This window comes from Xanthomonas sp. LMC-A-07 (genome assembly GCF_030208825.1).
GTDB classification, from domain to species: Bacteria; Pseudomonadota; Gammaproteobacteria; order Xanthomonadales; family Xanthomonadaceae; genus Xanthomonas; species Xanthomonas campestris.
On the sequence record NZ_JARVTF010000017.1, the window covers coordinates 13,250 to 35,138 of the forward strand.

Sequence of the window (21,889 nt, forward strand, 5' to 3'; positions counted from 1 at the left end):
GCCGCTGATGACGTCCCCCGGAACCCTGCACGTGGTCGCCACGCCGATCGGCAACCTGGCCGACCTGTCGTCGCGCGCCCAGGAGACGCTGCGCGGTGTGGCCGCCATCTGTGCCGAAGACACCCGCCATACCCGGCAGTTGTTGAGCCATTTCGGCATCGATCGCCCGCTGCTGGCCCTGCACGACCACAACGAAGAAGCCATGTCCGAGCGCATCGTGACCCGCCTGCGCGAGGGCGAATCGCTGGCCATCGTCAGCGACGCCGGCACCCCGCTGGTCAGCGACCCGGGCTTCAAGCTGGTGCGTGCCGCCCGTGAGGCCGGCATCCGGGTCAGCCCGGTACCGGGCGCCTGCGCCGCCATCGCCGCGCTCAGCGTTGCCGGCTTGCCGAGCGACCGGTTCGGCTTTGAAGGCTTCCTGCCGGCCAAATCCGCTGCGCGCCGCGAGCGGCTGTCACGCCTGGCCGGCGAGACCCGCACGCTGGTGTTCTACGAATCCTCGCACCGCATCGTCGAGTCGCTGGCCGACCTGCGCAGTGCTTTCGGCGACGACCGCCCGGCGGTGATCGCCCGCGAGCTGACCAAGCTGTTCGAAACCGTGCTCGATGGCAGCCTGGCCGACCTGCAGGCCCAGGTCGAAGCCGACGACAACCAGCGCAAGGGCGAGTTCGTGGTGATGGTGCAGGGCGCCGCCGATGCCGCCGACGGCCAGCTTGCGGAAGGCCGCCGCGTCTACGCCAAGCTTGCCGAACACCTGCCACCATCCACCGCCGCCAAGCTGGCCGCCGAGCTCACTGGTGCGCCGCGTAAGGCGTTGTATGGCGGCAATGGCTGATACAACGACTGCCGAGGAAAAGAAGAAGGCGCTTGAGTTATGTCAGTTCAAGTGCGTCTTGACGAGCTGGCCGGATGCATTTCCGCCGCAGATCGGCGAGATAGAACAGCCTAAGGAGCCCGCAGCAGACATCCGTTTTCGCATTGCCGATGGCTCAACTTATGCCGTCGAGATCACCCAGCTTCTGCGATCGGATGGAAAAGCGCGCGTTCGGGCGCGTGAAAAATTACTAGCGTCGCTGACGCCGCGATTGGCGCATCGTCTGCCTGGCGTACAGATCAGTCTTGGTTTCACGGATCAGCCGCTCCCCAAGCTTCCAGACGCAATTGAACAGGTGGAGCATCTGTTGTCCGAGAAGTCGAGACTGATCGAAGGCAATCAGGTCATCAGGAAAGGGCTCCCCGCATTCTTGAGACATGTGCAACTTTGGCCAGCTACTCAAGCGGGCGTGTTCGGAGGCGGCGTCTTTGAAGTGCCCTCACTCACTAACTTGCAGGTGTCGACATGCATTCTGCAAAAGCACACGAAGATCGAGGGATATCGCGCGCATGCAGATGCCGTCGCGCTGCTGATTTATTGCCCGAGGGCACCTTCGCACGCGCAGCTCGCGGTGCCAGCCGAGGCGGCGGGATGGTCGTTCGCGCATCAGTTCGAACGTGTTGTGCTGTACGCCGAAGACAGCGATGGGCGGGGCGTTGTCTGGCAATAGCGTATAGTTCGCCCCGGCGGAGTCGGCCAGACAGTCGCGTCACTCGCAAGAGTGCCGAGGAAAGTCCGGGCTCCATAGGGCAAGGTGCCAGGTAACGCCTGGGCGGCGCAAGCCGACGGAAAGTGCAACAGAAAGATACCGCCTACGTTCCCTTCGGGGAGCCGGTAAGGGTGAAATGGTGCGGTAAGAGCGCACCGCGAGTCCGGTAACGGACCGGCACGGCAAACCCCACCTGGAGCAAGACCAAATAGGGATCCATTGGCGTGGCCCGCGCTGGATCCGGGTAGGTTGCTTGAGCGCTGCGGTGACGTAGCGCCTAGACGAATGACTGTCCACGACAGAACCCGGCTTATCGGCCGGCTCCGCCGCCTTGCTTTGGGCATCGCCCAAAGCTCAAGGCGCCCACGCTTCGTACCGCCTGCGGCAGTACAAAACGCGGGTCCCGCCCCGGGCATTCCAGAACCCCGCGGCTATCGCCGCGCCCCCTTGACTCAAGGGGGCTTGCACTTGGGTGCACTGCTGGGCGCTTTGCCTTGGCTGCGATCAATGCGATCTGGTTGCTGCGGTCATCGTTACGTGGCTTGGGCTTCGCCTTCGCGGTCTATTTGATCGTTTTGGGGCTTGGGCTTTGCCCTCGCGGCCGACGACGCGTTGGTGTTTCCCCTGCGGCCGTGTTTGGCGCTTAGCCGAATGAGCGGGTGAACAGTTCGTCCAGGGCGTCGATGATGGTTTGGCCTTGGTCTTTCAGGGAGCCGGCAGGTTTGCTGAGCGCCGCCAGCGGCACCGAGGTCATTTCCAGGGGTTGCAGGATGACGCTGTGGCCGGACACCGTGAGTTCCGGGGTGAAGCGGGATGGGGTCGGGGAGTGGGTGGACTTTCGGACCAGGGGCACGACGACGCGGCGAGGTGAGGCGTCGAAGATCTTTGACTGGACGACCACCACGTACGGGATGTTCTTGTTCTGGCCGACGTTCGCGTAGACATCGAACTGGTCGGTCATAGCGTGGAGAACTCGTCGGCGAAGGAGCCGTGCGCGTCGGTGAAGGTCTTCCATTCGCTTGCGGCGCGTTGCAGCTCCATCGCTCTGGCGCTGTGGCTGTCGCGCTCTTTTGTCACGTAGTCGGCCAGCAGTTCTTCGACCTTTGCCGACAGGTTGCCGGTCATCGCCCGTGCCTGCGCGGCCAAGTCCGAGTTGATGGTCAGGTTCAGCGGCTTTTTTTGCGCGGAAGTGTCGTAGTAACGGCTCATGATTGGCATCCTGTCATTCATGCGCACGCTATGCGCATGAATGCGCATTGTCAATGCATGCCGGCGACGTCCAACCGTGTCTCGCCCTGGAAGACACCATCCGGGCCGAAGCGGCGTTCGTGGATAAAGCCGTGGCCGTGGTGGTCCACCGCCACGATGGTGCTGGCGCGGGTGCCGTAGCTGGCGCCGGTGATGAAGGCCGCCGAGAGCAGGCGTTCGGTGGCGCGGTCCACGCCGGTGTGCGGGAGGTCGGCATCTGCGGCAGTAGCGGGGTTGGCCAGGGCCGTCCACAACGGCTGCAGGTCGTCGCTGCCGCTGTCGCACCAGGCGGCCAGTGCTTGCGTCAGCGCGGTGGTCTTGGGCCAGTGCGTATCCAGCGGGCCGTTGGACATGCCGTGGATTCCCGGGGCGAGGGCGCGTGCCAGCGCTGGATGGTTGCTGAGGTGCTCGCAGCGCTCGGCGTCGCACAGCAGCAGATTGAAGGGCGGGAACTCCTGCCCGGCAGCCGCCAGTTCGCGCGCGTAGGTGGCCGCGTCCGCGCTGCCGGAGAGCGCGCTGCCGGAGAGGTAATCGGCAATCAGGTGGCCACGCGAACGGCCGGAGGCGGTGGCCAGCGGGTCGCGCACGTTGGTCACGACGGCGGCGCGGCCGTCCAGCCCCAGGCCCACCCAACTGCCGCCGGAGCGCAGGTCGCGGCCGGCCAGCACGCGCTCGGCCGGCGCCGCCCATTGCGCCAGTGGCGCGGTGGGGCGCTCGTGGAACTCATCGCGGTTGCCGGCCAGCAGCAGGCGCCAGCGCGGGTGGGTTTTCCAGGCAAGAGCGACCAGGCACATGCCTTCTATTGTCGCCCGTTTGCGCAGTTGAGGTCTGCAGCTGGCGCAGTGTGAAGTGAGACAGCGGTCGGGTTTACATAGCCTTCACGCCTCTGAATTTTTGTTTAATCTCAAAATCTGAGACGAAACAGCAACTTGTGGATAAGCTTTGAACAAGTCTCTAAAGAGTGCTGCAACTCATTGATGTGACTGGCGATTTGCGCCTTTGAAAACTGTTGACAACCTTTGACGCACTGCTAAGGTGGGCAACGGAGGGAAAACCAGGCTTTTTGTGGTTTTTCGTGGTTCAATGATCCCCCAGGCGGATTTTCGAGGTTGCATTCGGTGTTTCAGGGCGAGACGGCCATCACGGTGGACGACAAGGGGCGTATGGCGGTGCCAACCGCATATCGCGACCTCGTTGCGCGCGTGAGCGGCAATCGCCTGGTGCTCACCTACAACCCGTTCGAAGCCGGATGCCTGTGGCTGTATGCGGAAAAGGAGTGGGAGCGGGTGCGTGACGATGTGATGTCCAAGCCCAATACCCAGCGCGTGGTCCGCACGCTGCAGCAGAAGCTGGTGGGTTCTTCGGCGGTGCTGGAGCTCGACGCCAATGGCCGTTTGAGCATCCCCGCCAGTCACCGCAATGCGGTCGGCATTGAAAAGAAGGCCGTGCTGTTGGGCATGGGCGACAAGTTCGAACTCTGGAGCGAGCAGGCACATCGCGCACTGATCCAGCAGACATTGTCTGACGGGGATCTGGGCGATGAATTGCTCGATCTCAGGTTGTGAGCCGGGGTGCCCGGATGCGCGGTGAAGCGCAGCCCGGTCACCCGGTGTCGCAGCCGCCGGCGGCCCATGTGCCGGTGCTGTACACCCAGGTTCTCGAAGGCCTGCAGGTGACCGAAAACGGAACCTATCTCGATGGCACGTTCGGGCGTGGCGGGCACGCACGCGGCGTGCTGGAACACCTTGGCCCGGGAGGTCGACTGCTGGTGATGGACAAGGACCCCGAAGCGATTGCCGTGGCCGAACAGACGTTCGGTGGCGATGCGCGCGTGTCCATCCATCGTGGCAGTTTCGCCGGGCTCGGCCAGGTGGTCGCCGCGGCAACCGTCGACGGCATCCTGCTGGACCTGGGCGTGTCCTCGCCGCAGCTGGACGTGGCCGGGCGCGGTTTCAGTTTCGGCAAGGACGGCCCGCTGGACATGCGCATGGACCCCGATAGCGGGCAGAGCGCCGCCGACTGGCTGGCGCAGGCAACCGACCGCGAGATTGCCGATGTGCTGTGGACCTACGGCGAAGAACGCCAGAGCCGGCGCATCGCGCGGGCGATCGTGGCGCGTCGTGGCGAACAGCCGTTGCTGCGCACCGCACAGCTGGCCGACCTGATTGCCTCGGTGATGCCGCGCGGCGACAGCAAGACTCATCCGGCCACGCGCAGCTTTCAGGCGATCCGCATCCATATCAATCGCGAACTGGCCGACCTGGAAGCCGGGCTGGACGCTGCCCTGGGCGCGCTCAAGCCGGGTGGCCGCCTGGCGGTGATCAGCTTCCATTCGCTGGAAGACCGCATCGTCAAGCAGTTCATGGCCCGCTACGCCAAAGCCCCGCCAAGCAACCGCCGCCTGCCCGAAGCGCAGCCGTTCGTGCCGACCCTGCAACTGGTCAGCGGCGCGATCAAGGCCGACGACAGCGAACTGGCCGTCAACCCGCGTGCCCGCAGCGCGGTGCTGCGGGTGGCTGAGAAGCTGGGATTCGGGATTCGGGATTCGGGATTGGAGAAGCGCTCTGAGCGAATCTCGAATCTCCAATCACCAATCCCGGCGTCTCAAGGGGACGCCCCATGAGCCGCCTGCTGCTCATCGTGCTGCTCGCCTGCAGCATCGCCTCGGCGATCGGTGTGGTGTACATGCGCCACATGCATCGCAAGTTGTTCGTGCAGTTGTCCAAGCTCGAACACAGCCGCGATGAATTGAATATCGAATTCGGCCGGCTGCAGCTGGAGCAGGCCACGTGGGCGGAAAGCAACCGCGTGGATCAGGTCTCGCGTGAGCGTATAGGGATGAAGTTCCCGGAGACCAGCGACATTGTGGTGATCCGCCCATGACAAGCTGGCACGACAGCCGTTTCGCACTGGCAAGCCGCCCGCAGGGTGGCGCACAGTGCGGTGCGCCCATGACAAAACGGCACGACAGCCGTTTTGCACGGCGAAGCCGCCCGCAGGGTGGCGCACAGTGCGGTCCGTCCATGACAAAACGGCACGACAGCCGTTTTGCACGGCGAAGCCGCCTGCAGGGTGGCGCACAGTGCGGTGCGTCCATGACAAAACGGCACGACAGCCGTTTTGCACGGCGAAGCCGCCCGCAGGGTGGCGCACAGGGATGTGCGCCATGAAAGCCGGCCGCAACCGCCCCCGCAGCAATTTCAATCTGCGCGGTCGCCTGACCCTGGTCGGCGTGGCGTTGGGTCTGTGCTCGGTGACGCTGATCGGCCGCGCGGCCTACGTGCAGCTGGTCAATCGCGATTTCTACCAGCGCCAGGGCGAAGCGCGCTATCTGCGTGAGCTGCCGATCGCCACGTCGCGCGGCATGATCACCGACCGCAACGGCGAGCCGCTGGCGGTGTCCACGCCGGTGGAATCGATCTGGGTCAATCCGCAGGAATTGCTGCGTAACCCGGACCGCATCCCGGAGCTGGCCACCGCGCTCGGGCAGCCGCTGGACGAGTTGAACGCCAAGCTGGCGCAGAAGGCCGGCAAGGAATTCATGTACCTCAAGCGCCGGATCAACCCGGACAAGGCGCATGCGATCGTGGATCTGAAGATCCCGGGCGTGTTCTCGCAGCGCGAGTTCCGTCGCTTCTATCCGCAAGGCGAGGCGATGGCCCACGTGCTGGGCTTCACCAATATCGACGACCGCGGTCAGGAAGGCCTGGAGCTGGCCTTCGACGAATGGCTGCGTGGCAAGCCGGGCTCCAAGAAGGTGGTGCGCGATGCCCGCGGCGCCATTGTCGAGAGCGTGGACCTGGTGCGTCCGGCGCAGCCGGGCAAAGACCTGACGCTGAGCATCGACCGCCGCATCCAGTTCCTGGCCTACAAGGAGCTGCGCAACGCGCTGGTCGAAAACAAGGCCGCTGGCGGCTCGATGGTGGTGATGGACGTGGCCACCGGCGAAGTGCTGGCCATGGTCAACCTGCCCACCTACAACCCGAATTCGGTCACCGGCATCAACCCGTCGGCGCGCCGCAACCGCGCGGTCACCGACCTGGTGGAGCCGGGCTCGACGATGAAGCCGCTGACCGTGGCCACCGCGCTGACTGCCGGCGTGGTGACCAAGGACACCATCATCGATACCAACCCCGGCTACATGGCCGTGGGGCGCTTCACCATCCGCGACGTGCCGCGCAACAACGGCGTGCTCAACGTCACCGGCGTGATCACCCGCAGTTCCAACATCGGCGCGGCGAAGATCGCGGCCAAGGTGCCGGACCAGACGTTCTACCAGTCGATCCGCAACTTCGGTTACGGCAGCGCGCCACACAGCGGATTTCCGGGCGAATCGTCCGGCATGGTGCTGCAGCCGCAGAAGTGGAGTGGCCCGTCCAAGACCACCATGTCCTATGGCTACGGCCTGTCGGTGACGCCGCTGCAGATTGCGCAGGCGTACGCAACGTTGGGCAATGGCGGCAAGCTGACCCCGCCCACTTTCGTGCGCGGCCAGCACAACGAAACACGCCAGGTGGTGACGCCGGAAGTGGCGCGCCAGGTCATCGACATGATGGAAACCGTGGTCACCCAGGGCGGCGCGAAGGGTGCGGCGATCCTGGGGTATCACGTGGCCGGCAAGACCGGTACCGCGCGCAAGAACGGCGCTGGCGGTTACGAGCGCGGGCACTACAACGCGTTGTTCGCCGGCTTGGTGCCGGCCACCCGGCCGCGCTTTGCCACGGTCATCGTGATCAACGACCCGCAGGGCAAGGTGTATTACGGCGGCTTGGTCTCTGCGCCAGTGTTCCACCGGGTGATGGAAGGCGCGCTGCGGCTGATGGACGTGCCGCCGGACGACATCCAGTCGTGGCTGGCCGCGCAGGCGGCTGGCAAGACCGGCCAGCCGGTGGTCAAGCCGCAGCCGGCCGATCTGGACCCGGCGTTGGTGCCGGACCCGGTGGACGAAGTGTCCGCCGGCATCCCGACCGCACTGGCACCGGGCGCCATGCCCGCGCAGCCGGCGCCGTTGCAGGAGAGCCGCCAGTGAGCCGCGCCATGGCACTGTCGCAGCTACTGCCGGACGTGGCACTTGCACGCGATGTGCAGGTGTCAGGCCTGGTGATGGACAGCCGTGCCGTGCGCCCGGGCGATGCCTTCGTGGCCATCGCCGGCTTCGGTGCGCATGGGCTGGGATTTGCCGCACAGGCGCTGGCCAGCGGTGCATCCGCCATCCTGTTCGAACCGCCGGCGCCGGCCGACCTGCCAGTGCCTGCCGACGCGATCGCCGTGCCGGGGTTGCGCGCGCGCCTGGGCGTGCTGGCCGACCACTTCCACGGTGCGCCGTCGCAGACGATGCGCATGATTGGTGTCACCGGCACCAACGGCAAAACCTCCACGGTGCAGCTGCTGGCGCAGGCGCTGACGCTGCTCGGCACCCCCACCGGCACCATTGGCACGCTGGGCGTGGGCCTGTACGGCGCTGCGGTGCCGACCGGCTTCACCACGCCGCTGGTATTGCAGACCCACGCCGAGCTCGCGCAACTGCGCGATGCCGGCGCGCAGGCGGTGGCGATGGAAGTCAGTTCGCATGCACTCGATCAGGGCCGCGTGGATGCGGTGCAGTTCGACGTGGCGGTGTTTACCAATCTCACCCGCGACCATCTCGATTATCATGGCGACATGGCGCAGTACGGTGCGGCCAAGGCCAAGTTGTTCGCACGCGCCGGGTTGCGCGCAGCGGTCGTGAACCTGGACGACGCCTTCGGCCGCACGTTGTTTGCGGCGCTGGATCCGGCACTGCGCGCCATCGGCGTGAGCTCGCGTGCGCAGGCCGGTGCCACGGTGCAGGCGCAGGATTTGCAGCTCGATCACCACGGCATCCAGTTTGCGTTGCACATCGGCGAAGCGGCGCACCCGGTGCGCTCGCCGCTGCTGGGCCGTTTCAATGTGGATAACCTGCTGGCCGTGGCCGGCGCGCTGCACGCGCTCGACATCGCACCGGCGCAGATCGCCGAGGTGCTGGGCCGCTTGCAGCCGATCCACGGCCGCATGAATCGCCTGGGTGGCGCGCATGGTGCGCCGCTGGTGGTGGTGGACTACGCACACACGCCCGACGCACTGGAACAGGCGCTCACCAGTCTGCGCTCGCATGCGCAGAATCGGTTGATCTGCGTGTTCGGTTGCGGCGGCGAACGCGACACCGGCAAGCGCCCGCAGATGGCCGCCATTGCCGAGGTCACCGCCGATGTGGCGATCGTCACCGACGATAATCCGCGCGGCGAAGATGGCGATGTGATCGTTGCCGACATCCTGCGCGGGTTTGCGCGTCCCGATGCGGCGATCGTGCAGCGCGACCGTGCTGCCGCTATCCACCAGGCCATCAGCATGGCAGGCGCGGACGACATCGTGCTGATCGCCGGCAAGGGCCATGAGCCGTATCAGGAAGTGGCCGGCGTGCGGCATGCCTTCGACGATGCAGCAGTGGCTGCGCAGGCGTTGCTGCCGCGCACAGGGCTGGGGGTGCGCGTATGAAGCTCACACCGCTGTCGTTGATTGCCCACTTTGCTGGCGGCGAGCTGCATGGCGACGACGCCATGATCGACGCCGTTGGCAACGACACCCGTGCGCTGGCCAGCGGCAGCCTGTACGTGGCGCTACGCGGTGAGCGTTTCGACGGCCACGACTTTGCCGCCGATGCGGTGGCGCGCGGCGCCAGCGGCCTGTTGGTGGAACGCCTGCTGCCGGCACTGCACGTGCCGCAGGTAGTGGTCGCCAATACCGAACTCGCCCTGGCGCGCATCGCCGCCGGCATGCAGCGCGACCGCGCCACGCGCGTGATTGCGCTGACAGGCTCCAACGGCAAGACCAGCGTCAAGGCATTGCTGCTGACGATTCTGGCCGAAGCCGGCCGTGTCGACGGCATCACCGCCTACGCCAACCCGGGCAATCGCAACAACGAGATCGGCCTGCCGCTGGCGGTGATCGCCGCGCCGGACGATGCCGATCTGGCGGTCTACGAAATGGGTGCAGGCAAGCCCGGCGACATCGCCTATCTCACCGACATCGCGCGCCCTGACGTGGCCCTGGTCAACAACATCGCGCCGGCACATCTGGAGCGTATGGGCAGCCTGCTCGGGGTGGCGCAGACCAAGGGCGCCATCTACACCGCGCTGCCGGCCGATGGTGTGGCCGTGATCAATGCCGACGACGCCTTCGGCGCCTGGTTCGAACAACAACTGCTGGCGCAGCCGCTGCAGGGCCGCCGCGTGCTGCGCTACGGCTTGCACGCAAGTGCTGAAATCACTGCGCGTCAGCTGCGCCTGCATGCCGCCGGCGCGCAGTTCGTGCTGGTGACCCCGCAGGGCGAAGCGCCGGTGGTGCTGCCGCTGCCGGGCCGCCACAACGTGCTCAATGCGCTGGCCGCCACCGGCCTGGCGCTGGGCGCAGGCATTGCGCTGCCGATCATTGCCGCCGGTCTGGCCCAGGCCACGCAGGTGGCCGGGCGCCAGATTGCACACACGTTGACGACCGGTGCGGTGCTGATCGACGACAGCTACAACGCCAATCCCGGTTCGCTGGACGCGGCCATCGACGCACTGGCCGCCGCGCCGGGCGAGGGCTGGCTGGTGCTGGGTGACATGCGCGAACTCGGCCCCGAAGCGCAGGCATTGCATGCTGCGGCCGGTCGCCGCGCGCGCAACGCCAAGCTGACGCGCCTGTATGCACTGGGCGCGCTCAGCGCCGCCGCCGCGCAGGCGTTCGGCGACGGCGGCCGCGTGTTCGCCACCCATGCCGCGCTGGCCGCGGCTTTGCAGGCGGACCTGGCAGCCGCTGCTTCGCAGACTCAAACGCAGGACTCTTCTTTGATGCACGAACACACCGGTGCAGTGGCGCAGGCCGCTGCCTCCGTCACGCCGCCCACGCTGCTGGTGAAGGGCTCGCGCGGCAGCGCCATGGACCGCATCGTCGCCGCGTTGCTCGCACCGTCGGAGGATGCCTCCCATGCTGCTTGAGCTGGCCCGTTGGCTACAGCAACTGGAGAGCCTGTTCGGGCTGTTCAACTATCTGACCTTCCGCGGCATCCTGGCAGCGCTGACCGCGCTATTCCTGTCGTTGTGGATGGGCCCGGCGGTGATCCGCAAGCTGGCGCAGTTCAAGGGCGGCCAGCCGATTCGCCAGGACGGCCCGCAGACGCATTTTTCCAAGGCCGGCACGCCGACCATGGGTGGCTCGCTGATCCTGCTCACGGTCACCTTGTCGGTGTTGCTGTGGGGCGACCTGCGCAACCGCTATGTGTGGCTGGTGCTGGCGGTGATGATCTGCTTCGGTGCGATCGGCTGGTACGACGACTGGATCAAGATCGTGCGGCGCGACCCGAACGGCTTGAAGTCGCGCTGGAAATATCTGCTGCAGTCGATCTTCGGCCTGGCCGCGGGCCTGTTCCTGTACTACACGGCCGACGTGCCGGCCGCGATCACCTTCTATATCCCGATGTTCAAGGCCATCGCCTTGCCGCTGGCCGGCGTGAGCTTCGTGGTGATCGCCTATTTCTGGATCGTTGGCTTCTCCAACGCGGTCAACCTGACCGACGGCCTGGACGGCCTGGCGATCATGCCGACCGTGCTGGTCGCCTGCGCGCTGGGCGTCTTCGCCTATGCCTCGGGCAACGTGGTATTCGCCGAATACCTCAAGATCCCGCTGATTCCCGGCGCCGGTGAGCTGATCATCATCTGCTCGGCGATTGCCGGGGCAGGCTTGGGCTTTCTGTGGTTCAACACCTATCCGGCGATGGTGTTCATGGGCGACATCGGCGCGCTGTCGCTGGGCGCGGTGCTCGGCACCGTGGCGGTGATCGTGCGTCAGGAACTGGTGCTGGTGATCATGGGCGGCGTGTTCGTCATCGAAACGCTGTCGGTGATGATCCAGGTCGCCAGCTTCAAGCTGACCGGCAAGCGCGTATTCCGCATGGCGCCCATCCATCACCACTTCGAACTCAAGGGCTGGCCGGAGCCGCGCGTGATCGTGCGCTTCTGGATCATCTCGGTAGTGCTGGTGCTGATCGGCCTTGCCACGTTGAAGGTGCGCTGATGAACGACATGTCCCGCCAGGCCACGCGACTGGACGCCATTGGCGGCCGCTATGACCCGTGGCTGCTCGGCGCGGCTGCCACGCTGGCATCGCTGGGCGTGGTGATGGTGGCCTCCAGCTCGATCGAGTTGTCGGAGAACCCGTTCTATTACCTGACCCGCCATCTGCTGTTCCTGGGCATCGGCGTGGGCCTGGCGTTCTGGGCCATGCGCACCGAGCTCAAGACCATCGAGCAGTACAACCAGGTGTTGCTGCTGGCGTGCTTCGGCCTGCTGATGGTGGTGTTCGTGCCGGGGCTGGGCAGCAGCGTCAACGGCGCCAAGCGCTGGATCAACCTGGGCGTGTCGAAATTCCAGACCGTCGAAGCGGTCAAGGTGCTCTACATCGTGTGGCTGTCCAGCTACCTGGTGCGTTTCCGCGACGAGGTCAACGCGACCTGGCCGGCGATGCTCAAGCCGCTGGGCGTGGCGATCGCGTTGGTTGGCCTGTTGCTGATGCAGCCGGACTTCGGCTCCTCCACACTGCTGCTGGCGATCACCGCCGGCATGCTGGTATTGGGCGGGGTGAACCTGCCGCGGATGTCGATGCCGATCGTGTTCGGCCTGCCGGTGTTTGCGTTCATCGCGATCCTGGAGCCGTACCGCCTGCGCCGCATCACCTCCTTCCTGGATCCATGGGCCGACCAGCTTGGCTCCGGCTACCAGTTGTCCAACGCCTTGATGGCGGTGGGCCGCGGCCAGTGGACCGGCGTGGGCCTGGGCGCCTCGGTGCAGAAGCTCAACTACCTGCCCGAAGCGCATACCGACTTCATCTTTTCGGTGATCGCCGAAGAACTTGGCTTTGTCGGCGTGTGCAGCGTGGTGGCGTTGTACGCGCTGCTGGTCGGCCGCGCGTTCTGGCTGGGCATGCGCTGTGTGGAAATGAAGCGCCACTTCTCTGGCTACATCGCCTTCGGTATCGGTCTGTGGATCAGCCTGCAGAGCTTCGTCTCGGTTGGCGTGAATCTGGGCATTCTGCCGACCAAGGGCCTGACCTTGCCGCTGATCTCCTCGGGCGGTTCGTCGGTGCTGATGACCTGCGTGGCGATGGGCCTGCTGCTGCGCGTGTCTTATGAAATGGACCGTGCCGAGCGCCTGCGCAGCAAGTTGTCGCCGCACGGTGCCGCGCCTGCTCCGATGGCACCGGTCGAGCCGTCTGCCGAGCCAGCGCCGGCGCCTGCACCGGTGCGCAAGCCGCAGCGCGAAACCGCGGCTGCCGCACCTGCACCGGCCATGCCCGCCTCCGTCGTGCCGGCATCTGCCGTGCTGCGCGGGACCAGCCGCATGCAGCCACGCGTCGAACCCACGTTCGGGAGGATCGCGTGAGCGTTGAGCATGCGAATCCGACGCAGCAGCCTGCACATGCCGCGGCATCAGTGCGACCGGTGATGATCCTGGCCGGCGGCACCGGCGGGCATATTTTTCCGGGCCTGGCCGTGGCCAAGGTGCTGCGCGCACGCGGCGTGCCGGTGACCTGGCTGGGCGCCGACGGCGCCATGGAAACGCGCCTGGTGCCACAGCACGCAATCCAGATCGACACGCTGGCCATCAGTGGCCTGCGTGGCAAGGGCATCGTGAAACTGCTCGGTGCGCCGGTGCGGGTGATGCGTGCGGTGCGCGCGGCCGGCTTCGTGCTGCGCAAGCGCCAGCCGCGCGCGGTGATCAGCTTCGGTGGATTTGCCGCCGGCCCGGGCGGCCTGGCAGCGCGTCTGCTGGGCGTGCCGCTGTTGGTGCACGAGCAGAACCGCGCGCCGGGCATGACCAACAAGGTGCTGTCGCGTTTTGCGCGCCGCGTGCTCACCGGGTTTCCGGGTAGCTTCGCTGGCGAAGAAGCCGTGGGCAACCCGGTGCGCGAGGAAATCGCCGCACTGCCCGCACCGGCCACGCGCCTGGTCGGCCGTGGCGGCCCGGTGCGGGTACTGGTGCTCGGCGGCAGCCAGGGCGCACGTGCGCTCAATAACGCTGTGCCAGCCGCACTGGCTGCGCTCGGCCACCCGGCTGTTGACGTGCGTCACCAGTGCGGCGAAAAGCTGCGCGCCGAAGCCGAAGCCGCCTATGCGCAGGCAGCGGTGAATGCGAGCGTGGAACCCTTCATCGCCGACATGGCCGCGGCCTACGCCTGGGCCGATTTGGTGGTGTGCCGCGCCGGTGCCAGCACGCTGGCCGAAGTGTGCGCGGCCGGTGTCGGCAGCGTGTTGGTGCCGTTCGCCGCCGCCGTGGATGACCACCAGACCCGCAACGCCGAATACCTGGTCAGTGCAGAGGCCGCCGTGCTGCTCAAGCAGGACGACACCCTGGCAGTGCGCCTGCAGCAAGTGCTGCAGACCCTGCTCGCCGACCCCGCCCGTCGCCTCGCCATGGCGCAGGCCGCCCGCACCCTCGCCAAACCCGACGCCGCTGAGCGCATCGCCGACATCATTCTGCAAGAGGCCGGGAATGGTAAATCGGGAATGGGGAATGGCCAGAGCGCAGAACAACTTCAGGAACACACCGTGATTCACCAAAACAAGCGCACCGATCAGGCGCTCGACGCAGCCAGCGCTTCGCTTCATCCGATTCCCGATTCTCGATTCCCGATTCGCACCTCCGCAGGAGGTGCCCAGTGATCCGCCGTCTGCAGGACAGTGGCGATCTGGTGCGCGCGTTCCCGCGTGTGCATTTCGTGGGTATCGGCGGCACCGGCATGAGCGGTATTGCCGAGGTGATGCTGACCCTGGGCTATGAAGTCTCCGGCTCCGACAATGCCGATAATGCGGCCACGCGGCGCCTGGCCAAGCTGGGTGCGCGCGTGATGCGCGGCCATTCGGCGGCCAACGTGCTGGGAACCGATTGCGTGGTGGTGTCCAGCGCGATCCGCGAAGACAACCCCGAACTGATGGAAGCGCGCAGCCAGCGCATTCCGATCATGCCGCGGGCGGCGATGCTGGCCGAGTTGATGCGCTTCCGCCGCGGGATCGCGGTGGCCGGCACGCACGGCAAGACCACCACCACCAGCCTAGCCGCGGCCGTGCTGAGCGAAGGTGGTCTGGATCCCACCTTCGTGATCGGTGGCCAGCTGCTGGCCGCCGGCGCCAACGCCAAGCTGGGCGGTGGTCAATGGTTGGTGGCCGAAGCCGATGAAAGTGATGGCAGCTTCCTGCGCCTGAATCCGCTGATGGCGGTGATCACCAACATCGATGCAGATCACCTGGAAAACTACGGCAACGACTTTGCCCGCGTGCAGGCGGCGTTTGCCGAATTCCTGCAGCGCCTGCCGTTCTACGGCCTGGCGTTGCTGTGCATCGACGACCCGGAAGTGGCGGCGTTGGCCGGCAAGACGCCGCGCCATGTGATGAGCTACGGCATGAGCGAAAACGCCGACGTGCGCGCCGAAGACGTGGTGCAGGACGGCCCGCGCATGCGCTTCACACTGCGCCTGCCCGAAGGCACCACCACGCCGGTGACGCTGGCGCTGCCGGGCCGTCACAACGTGCTCAACGCACTGGCTGCTGCGGCCATCGGCTGGCAACTAGGCGTGGCGCCGGACACCATCGCGCGCGCGCTGGAAAACTTTGCCGGTATCGGCCGTCGCTTCAACGATCTGGGCGAAGTCACCACCGCCAGCGGCGCGCGCGTGCGCGTGGTCGACGACTACGGCCACCACCCGCGCGAGCTCGAAGCAGTCTTCGCCGCGGCCCGTGGCGGCTGGCCGGACAAGCGCCTGGTGGTGGCCTTCCAGCCGCACCGTTACAGCCGTACCCGCGATCAGTTCGACGCGTTCGCCGCAGTGCTCAGTACCGTCGACGCCCTGGTATTGAGCGAGGTCTACCCGGCCGGCGAAGCGCCTATTCCTGGCGCTGATTCACGCGCCCTGGCGCGTGCCATCCGTGCACGCGGCCGTAGCGAGCCGGTGGTGGTCGGCCAGGTCGCCGGTCTGTCCGAAGTGTTGCCCGACGTTCTGCAGGACGGTGACCTGCTGCTGATGATGGGCGCCGGCGACATCGGTTATGTCGCCCAGCAGATCGTCACCGATGGCTTTGTCGGAGCGCCGGCATGAGTACGCAGATCGCTCCCGCGCGCATCAGCGACCCGGCCGCCTTCGGCCGGGTTGCAGTGCTGCTCGGCGGCACCTCGTCCGAGCGTGAGGTCTCGCTCAACTCCGGCAGCAATGTGCTCGACGCCCTGCGCGCGCGCGGCGTTGATGCGCAGCCGGTCGACGGCATTCCGGCATTGGCGCAGGCATTGGTCGCACAGCGCTTCGACCGCGTCTTCAACGTGCTGCACGGCCACAACGGCGGCGGCGAAGACGGCATCGTGCAGGGGTTGATGGAAGCCTTCGGCGTGCCGTACACCGGCTCGAACGTGCTCGGCTCGGCGCTGAGCATGGACAAGATCCGCACCAAGCAGGTCTGGCTCTCGCTGGGCCTGTCCACGCCGCGCTACGCACGGCTTGCCGCCGGCGCCAGCGCGCAGCAGATTCACGCCGCTGCCGAACAGATCGGTTTGCCGGTGATCGTGAAGCCGGCCAACGAAGGCTCCAGCGTCGGCGTCAGCCGCGTGTTCGACCAGGCGCAGCTCGAAGAGGCCGTGACGCTTGCCGCACGCTACGACGGCGCGCTGCTGATGGAACAACTGATCGAAGGCGACGAGCTCACCGTCGCCGTGCTCGGCGATGTGGCGCTGCCGTCGATCCGCATCGTGCCCAAGGGCCAGTGGTACGACTACAACGCCAAGTACATCGCCGAAGACACGCAGTACCTGTGCCCGGGCCTGGATGGCGACGCAGAAGCACAGATCGGCCAGCTCGCCCTGGACGCCTTCCGCGCCGCCGGCTGCAGCGGCTGGGGTCGCGTGGACGTGATGCGCGATGGCAGCACCGGCCAGCTGTACCTGCTGGAAGTGAACACCGCCCCGGGCATGACCAGCCACTCGCTGGTGCCCAAGGCCGCCCGCCAACTCGGTATCGACTTCGAAGCGCTGGTCTGGCGCGTGTTGGAGCAGACGCTGTGAAGCTGGGATTGGGGATTCGGCATTCGGGATTGGTGAACAGCGACGCCGCGTGCGCCGTTGCTGTTGCTGCTGCCGTTACGAATCCCCAATCCCCAATGCCGAATCCCCAGCGCGGAGCGCGTGTATGAACGCCACTCTGCGCATCCTGGCCTGGTTGATCGCGGTGGCGCTGGTCGCGTTGCCGGTGGTGGCCGTGCTCAATGGCTGGGTGGGTGCCGAGCGGTGGCCGTTGGCGCGCTTGCGTGTTTCCGGCGATTTCAAGCGGGTGCCGGCCGAGGAGCTGCGTGCGGTGGTGTTGCCGTATGCGCGCTCGGGATTCTTCGCGGTGAAGCTGCAAGACGCGCAGGACGCCATCGCGCGCTTGCCGTGGGTGGAAAGTGCGCAGGTGCGCAAGCGTTGGCCGGATGTGCTGGAAGTGCATGTGGTCGAACACAAGCCGTTCGCCCGCTGGGGCACCGACCGCATGTTGTCCGAGCAGGGCCGGCTGTTCCGCACCCCGCCGTTGTTGAAGGACTTCAAGCTGCCGCAACTCGGTGGCCCGGACAGCAAGACGCAGGACGTGGTGGCGCTGTACAACGAATCGCGCGCGCTGTTCGCCCCGACCGGGCTGGATGTGGAGCGCCTGGAAATGGATGCGCGCGGCAGCTGGTCGCTGGGACTGAGCAACGGCGTGCAGATCGTGATCGGCCGCGACGATGCGCGCGCACGCCTGCAGCGGTTCGCGCGGGTACTGCCGCAGCTGACTGATCCACAACGTCCGATCGCGCGCGCAGACCTGCGTTACACCAACGGCTTTACGGTTGAGCGTGCGCCGGGCGAAACGCCGCACGATGCCAAGAAACCCAAGAGCGGCGCTGCGCCTTCACCGGCCGCGCCCCCCGCAGAGGTGCACCCCATCGCCATGCGTGTCCCGCACCGGCTGATCGATCGTCTGGTCGCCGCGCTTCCGTCATTCCCTCTTCAACGCAGTCTGCATACATGAACCGCAAAGGCGACAAATCCCTTATCGTTGGACTGGATATCGGCACCTCCAAGGTGGTCGCGCTGGTCGGCGAGTACTCGCCCGGCAATCCGATCGAAGTGATCGGCATCGGTTCGCACGAGTCGCGCGGCCTCAAACGCGGCGTGGTGGTGGATATCGAATCCACCGTGCAGTCGATCCAGCGCGCGGTCGAGGAAGCCGAGCTGATGGCCGGCTGTGAAATCCGCTCGGTGTACGCTTCGATCTCCGGTAACCACGTGCAGTGCAAGAACTCGCCCGGGATCGTGCCGATCCGCGATGGCGAGGTGACCTGGAGCGATCTGGAGCGCGTGCTTGACGCCGCCAAGGCCGTGGCCATTCCTGCCGATCAACGCATCCTGCATGCAATTCCGCGCGAGTACGTGCTGGACGATTCGCAGGAAGGCATCCGTAACCCGGTCGGCATGACCGGCGTGCGCCTGGAGGTGCATGCGCACCTGGTGGTGTGCGCGCAGTCAGCCGCGGCCAACATCACCAAGTGCGTGCAGAAGTGCGGCTTGCAGGTGGACGATCTGGTGCTGTCCTCGCTGGCGTCCTCGGTCGCGGTGCTGACCGCCGACGAGCGCGAACTGGGCGTCGTGCTGGTAGATATCGGCGCCGGCACCACCGACCTGGCCGTGTACGTGCAGGGCGCGATCTGCCACACCGCGTCGCTGCCGATCGCCGGCGACCATGTCACCAACGACATCGCGCACATGCTGCGTACGCCGACGCCGGAAGCCGAGCAGATCAAGGTGCGCTACGCCTGCGCGCTGGCGCAGCTGGCCACCGCCGAAGAAAGCATCCAGGTGCCATCGGTGGGCGATCGCCCGCCGCGTCGCATGCCGCGGCACGCACTCGCGCAAGCGGTGCAGGGCCGCTACGAAGAAATTTTCGAGATGGTGCAGGCCGAACTGCGTCGCTCCGGCTTCGAGGAAATGGTGCGCGCCGGCATGGTGCTCACTGGTGGCGCCTCGAAGATGGAAGGTGTGGTGGAGCTGGCCGAAGAAATGCTGCAGATGCCGGTGCGCGTGGGCATTCCCCAGCACGTCACCGGCCTGGGCGAAGTGGTGGGCAACCCGGTACACGCCTCCGGCGTGGGCCTGTTGCTGATGGGCAGCCAGATCGAACACCCGCGCCGACCGTCGATCCCGACCGGTCGCGCCGGCAGCTTGTTCAAGAAATTGAAGAACTGGTATCGCGGCGAATTCTGAGTGGCAGGGATTGGGAATTCGGGATTTGGGATTGGTAAGAGCAAAGAAAAAACTGAGTGGTAGCAAGATTAAGTAGAGAGCGGCGAGCGGGTAGGCGGTAAACTTTTTTGCAGGCATTGCGTCGAGGAATAGGTGAGGTGAGTCGTAGAGCGCAACAGCACATCTACGGTCCCGCACACGAATCCCGACTTTCAAACAACAACACTCGCCGTGGTGCGGAGTGGACAGGGACCAACGCTTTTGCGAATCCCGACTCCCCATTCCCCAATCCCGGCTCAAGAGGACACTGACATGGCACATTTTGAACTGATCGAAAAGATGGCTCCCAACGCGGTGATCAAGGTCGTCGGCGTCGGCGGCGGCGGTGGCAACGCGGTTGCGCACATGGTGAACACCAACGTCGATGGCGTGGAATTCATCACCGCCAACACCGACTCGCAGGCGATCAAGAACTGCGGCGCCAAGTTGCAGCTGCAGTTGGGCACCAACGTCACCAAGGGCCTGGGCGCAGGCGCCAATCCGGAAGTCGGCCGCCAGGCCGCGCTGGAAGACCGCGAGCGCATCATGGACGCACTGCAGGGCGCGGACATGGTGTTCATCACTGCCGGCATGGGTGGCGGTACCGGTACCGGCGCCGCCCCGGTGGTCGCGCAGCTGGCCAAGGAGATGGGCATCCTGACCGTCGCCGTGGTTACCAAGCCGTTCCCGTTTGAAGGCCGCCGCCGCATGCAGGTGGCGCTCAAGGGCATCGAGGAACTGAGCCAGCATTGCGACTCACTGATCACCATTCCCAATGAAAAGCTGATCACCGTGCTCGGCCGCAACGCCACCATGATCCAGGCCTTCCGCGCCGCCAACGACGTGCTGCAGGGCGCCGTGCAGGGCATCGCCGATCTGATCGTGCGTCCGGGCCTGATCAACGTCGACTTCGCCGACGTGCGCACTGTGATGTCGGAAATGGGCCTGGCCATGATGGGCACCGGTTCGGCACGTGGCGATGACCGCGCGCAGGCCGCGGCCGAAGCCGCCATCCAGAACCCGCTGCTGGACGACGTCAACCTGGCCGGTGCCAACGGCATCCTGGTCAACATCACCGCCGGCCCGGATTTCACCATGGCCGAGTTCGACGAGATCGGCCGCACCATCGAAGCGTTCGCCTCCGAAGACGCGACCGTGGTCGTCGGCACCGTGCTCGACCCCGACATGCAGGACGAAGTGCGCGTCACCGTGGTGGCCACGGGCCTCAACCGCGCCGTTGCGCGGCAGACCCAGCGCCCGGACCAGCGCGCGCCGATCAAGCTGGTGCGCAATGCCACCACCGGCCAGCCGGAATTTGGCGACTTCGAGACCGGCGGTGACGCGGTCTCCAAGGCCGTCGGCGGCAGCATGGGCCTGGGCCTGCGTCGTCCGAGCAGCGACTCGGCCGGCAGCAGCAACGCTGGCGCGTCCACCCCGGCCGCCGCAGATCTGCCGAACGACTACCTGGATATCCCGGCGTTCCTGCGCCGCCAGGCCGACTGACCGCCCCACGCTGCGCGCGGTTCGGCGCAGCGGCAATGCCCCGGCAGCCGCCGGGGCGCCTGTCCTGTCCTTTTCTGCCGGGTCGGTGCCGACCCGGCAGCTTTTGCAGCGGCGTGACTGGTGCGTTACAGTCTCCGTCACGCATGATTTGTTAAGATTCGGCTAATCTCCCCCGATTAGACAGCCGGTTCAGCGTCTGTCTGCATTGCTCATACAGACTTCGCCCATGACCCAGCAACGCACTCTCAAGAACACCATCCGTGCCACCGGCGTCGGCCTGCATAGCGGCGACAAGGTCTATATGACCCTGCGTCCTGCACCGGTCGATCACGGCATTGTGTTCCGTCGCGTCGATCTGGAGCCGGTGATCGAAGTTCCTGCCGATGCCGAGCTGGTCACCGAGACCACGCTGTGCACGGGGCTGACCTGCAACGGCGCCAAGATCCAGACCGTGGAGCACCTGATGTCGGCACTGGCCGGACTGGGCGTGGACAACGTGATCGTGGAGCTGTCCTCGGCTGAATTGCCGATCATGGATGGCTCCTCCGGCCCGTTTGTGTTCCTGCTGCAGTCGGCTGGCATCGTCGAGCAGAACAAGGCCAAGCGCTTCATCCGCATCAAGCAGCCGGTGGAAGTGCGCGAAGGCGACAAGATCGCGCGCTTCGAGCCGTACGAGGGCTACAAGCTCGGTTTCACCATCGAATTCAATCACCCGATGATCCCGGCCAAGCAGTCGCGCCAGGAGATCGAGTTTTCTACCTCCGCTTACGTCAAGGAAATCTCGCGCGCCCGCACGTTCGGGTTCATGCGCGACCTGGAGTACATGCGCGAGCGCAACCTGGGACTGGGCGGCTCGATGGATAACGCCATCGTGCTGGACGAGTTCCGCGTGCTCAACGAGGACGGCCTGCGCTACACCAACGAATTCGTCCGCCACAAGATCCTCGACGCCATCGGCGACCTGTATCTAGCTGGCGGCGCGATCCTGGGTGCCTACGAAGGCTTCAAATCCGGCCATGCGCTCAACAACAAGCTGGTGCGTGCGCTGCTGGCGGACCAGGCCGCATGGGAATGGGTCAGCTTCCCGGAAGGCACCGAGCAGCCACCGGTGACCTACGCCAGCCCCGTTTATGCCTGATGTCAGGGATTTCCCTGGCACGGCCGCGAAGTGTGAACTGCGTCGGATTTCCGGCCTATTCTTAACGTTTATTTAAGCTTTCCCTAACT

The 21,889-nt window shown here is 66.0% G+C and carries 19 protein-coding genes, 1 other RNA gene and 1 pseudogene; 18 read left to right on the forward strand and 3 right to left on the reverse strand.

Features of this window, described 5'->3' with window-relative positions; genetic code table 11:
* Positions 1 to 7 precede the first annotated feature (7 nt).
* The 3 genes from rsmI to rnpB all read left to right on the forward strand — a co-directional run bounded on the left by rsmI (position 8) and on the right by rnpB (position 1,912).
* A complete protein-coding gene (rsmI, locus tag QRM89_RS17625; RefSeq protein WP_285448608.1) occupies positions 8 to 835 on the forward strand; it encodes a 16S rRNA (cytidine(1402)-2'-O)-methyltransferase in 828 nt (275 codons plus the stop codon).
* 490 nt (positions 836 to 1,325) lie between these two features.
* On the forward strand, positions 1,326 to 1,544 hold the full coding sequence (locus QRM89_RS17630) for a hypothetical protein (RefSeq protein WP_223648098.1): 219 nt from the start codon (positions 1,326 to 1,328) through the stop codon (positions 1,542 to 1,544).
* Positions 1,545 to 1,562: 18 nt separating this feature from the next.
* Positions 1,563 to 1,912, forward strand: an RNA gene (gene rnpB, locus QRM89_RS17635) — RNase P RNA component class A.
* A gap of 314 nt (positions 1,913 to 2,226) precedes the next feature.
* Here the strand turns inward: rnpB and QRM89_RS17640 are convergent.
* The 3 genes from QRM89_RS17640 to QRM89_RS17650 are packed head-to-tail and all read right to left on the reverse strand — an operon-like array spanning position 2,227 to position 3,625.
* Positions 2,227 to 2,544, reverse strand: coding sequence for a CcdB family protein (locus QRM89_RS17640; RefSeq protein ID WP_011035952.1), 318 nt, complete (start codon positions 2,542 to 2,544; stop codon positions 2,227 to 2,229).
* The gene (locus QRM89_RS17645; protein WP_029217148.1) at positions 2,541 to 2,792 is read right to left on the reverse strand and encodes a type II toxin-antitoxin system CcdA family antitoxin; all 252 of its coding nucleotides are present in this window, start codon (positions 2,790 to 2,792) and stop codon (positions 2,541 to 2,543) included. The genes QRM89_RS17640 and QRM89_RS17645 overlap by 4 nt, the downstream gene beginning before the upstream one ends.
* 50 nt (positions 2,793 to 2,842) lie before the next feature.
* Complete coding sequence (locus QRM89_RS17650) at positions 2,843 to 3,625, reverse strand: NRDE family protein (RefSeq protein ID WP_285448609.1); 783 nt, start codon at positions 3,623 to 3,625, stop codon at positions 2,843 to 2,845.
* A 315-nt stretch (positions 3,626 to 3,940) separates the two neighbouring features.
* On the opposite strand from QRM89_RS17650, the gene mraZ reads away from it, so the two are divergent.
* The 15 genes and pseudogenes from mraZ to lpxC all read left to right on the forward strand — a co-directional run bounded on the left by mraZ (position 3,941) and on the right by lpxC (position 21,800).
* Positions 3,941 to 4,396 (forward strand): division/cell wall cluster transcriptional repressor MraZ, encoded by a 456-nt coding sequence (gene mraZ, locus QRM89_RS17655; RefSeq protein ID WP_005910933.1) that lies wholly within the window; start codon positions 3,941 to 3,943, stop codon positions 4,394 to 4,396.
* 14 nt (positions 4,397 to 4,410) lie between these two features.
* Entirely contained in the window at positions 4,411 to 5,454 is a 1,044-nt protein-coding gene (gene rsmH, locus QRM89_RS17660; protein ID WP_161960764.1) for a 16S rRNA (cytosine(1402)-N(4))-methyltransferase RsmH, read from the forward strand.
* A complete protein-coding gene (gene ftsL / locus QRM89_RS17665; protein WP_011035956.1) occupies positions 5,451 to 5,714 on the forward strand; it encodes a cell division protein FtsL in 264 nt (87 codons plus the stop codon). Before rsmH ends, ftsL begins: the two co-directional genes overlap by 4 nt.
* A 283-nt stretch (positions 5,715 to 5,997) precedes the next feature.
* Entirely contained in the window at positions 5,998 to 7,860 is a 1,863-nt protein-coding gene (locus QRM89_RS17670) for a penicillin-binding protein 2 (protein ID WP_285448610.1), read from the forward strand.
* Positions 7,861 to 7,868: 8 nt separating this feature from the next.
* A complete protein-coding gene (locus tag QRM89_RS17675; protein ID WP_285448611.1) occupies positions 7,869 to 9,344 on the forward strand; it encodes a UDP-N-acetylmuramoyl-L-alanyl-D-glutamate--2,6-diaminopimelate ligase in 1,476 nt (491 codons plus the stop codon).
* Positions 9,341 to 10,825, forward strand: a complete 1,485-nt coding sequence (gene murF, locus QRM89_RS17680; RefSeq protein WP_285448612.1) for a UDP-N-acetylmuramoyl-tripeptide--D-alanyl-D-alanine ligase — start codon at positions 9,341 to 9,343, stop codon at positions 10,823 to 10,825. The genes QRM89_RS17675 and murF overlap by 4 nt, the downstream gene beginning before the upstream one ends.
* Positions 10,815 to 11,900, forward strand: a complete 1,086-nt coding sequence (gene mraY, locus QRM89_RS17685; protein WP_011035960.1) for a phospho-N-acetylmuramoyl-pentapeptide-transferase — start codon at positions 10,815 to 10,817, stop codon at positions 11,898 to 11,900. The genes murF and mraY overlap by 11 nt, the downstream gene beginning before the upstream one ends.
* Positions 11,900 to 13,264, forward strand: coding sequence for a putative lipid II flippase FtsW (ftsW, locus tag QRM89_RS17690; protein WP_285448613.1), 1,365 nt, complete (start codon positions 11,900 to 11,902; stop codon positions 13,262 to 13,264). Before mraY ends, ftsW begins: the two co-directional genes overlap by 1 nt.
* A 62-nt stretch (positions 13,265 to 13,326) precedes the next feature.
* Positions 13,327 to 14,544, forward strand: coding sequence for an undecaprenyldiphospho-muramoylpentapeptide beta-N-acetylglucosaminyltransferase (murG, locus tag QRM89_RS17695; protein ID WP_285448675.1), 1,218 nt, complete (start codon positions 13,327 to 13,329; stop codon positions 14,542 to 14,544).
* A complete protein-coding gene (murC, locus tag QRM89_RS17700; RefSeq protein ID WP_011035963.1) occupies positions 14,541 to 15,974 on the forward strand; it encodes a UDP-N-acetylmuramate--L-alanine ligase in 1,434 nt (477 codons plus the stop codon). Before murG ends, murC begins: the two co-directional genes overlap by 4 nt.
* Positions 15,971 to 16,927, forward strand: a complete 957-nt coding sequence (locus tag QRM89_RS17705; protein WP_050911696.1) for a D-alanine--D-alanine ligase — start codon at positions 15,971 to 15,973, stop codon at positions 16,925 to 16,927. Before murC ends, QRM89_RS17705 begins: the two co-directional genes overlap by 4 nt.
* 124 nt (positions 16,928 to 17,051) lie before the next feature.
* Positions 17,052 to 17,804: pseudogene (locus tag QRM89_RS17710) on the forward strand (cell division protein FtsQ/DivIB); the annotation flags it as partial.
* A gap of 101 nt (positions 17,805 to 17,905) precedes the next feature.
* Entirely contained in the window at positions 17,906 to 19,141 is a 1,236-nt protein-coding gene (ftsA, locus tag QRM89_RS17715) for a cell division protein FtsA (protein ID WP_003485272.1), read from the forward strand.
* 291 nt (positions 19,142 to 19,432) lie between these two features.
* Entirely contained in the window at positions 19,433 to 20,662 is a 1,230-nt protein-coding gene (gene ftsZ, locus QRM89_RS17720; RefSeq protein ID WP_011035966.1) for a cell division protein FtsZ, read from the forward strand.
* Between the two features lie 226 nt (positions 20,663 to 20,888).
* On the forward strand, positions 20,889 to 21,800 hold the full coding sequence (gene lpxC, locus QRM89_RS17725) for a UDP-3-O-acyl-N-acetylglucosamine deacetylase (protein WP_076036392.1): 912 nt from the start codon (positions 20,889 to 20,891) through the stop codon (positions 21,798 to 21,800).
* Positions 21,801 to 21,889 lie beyond the last annotated feature (89 nt).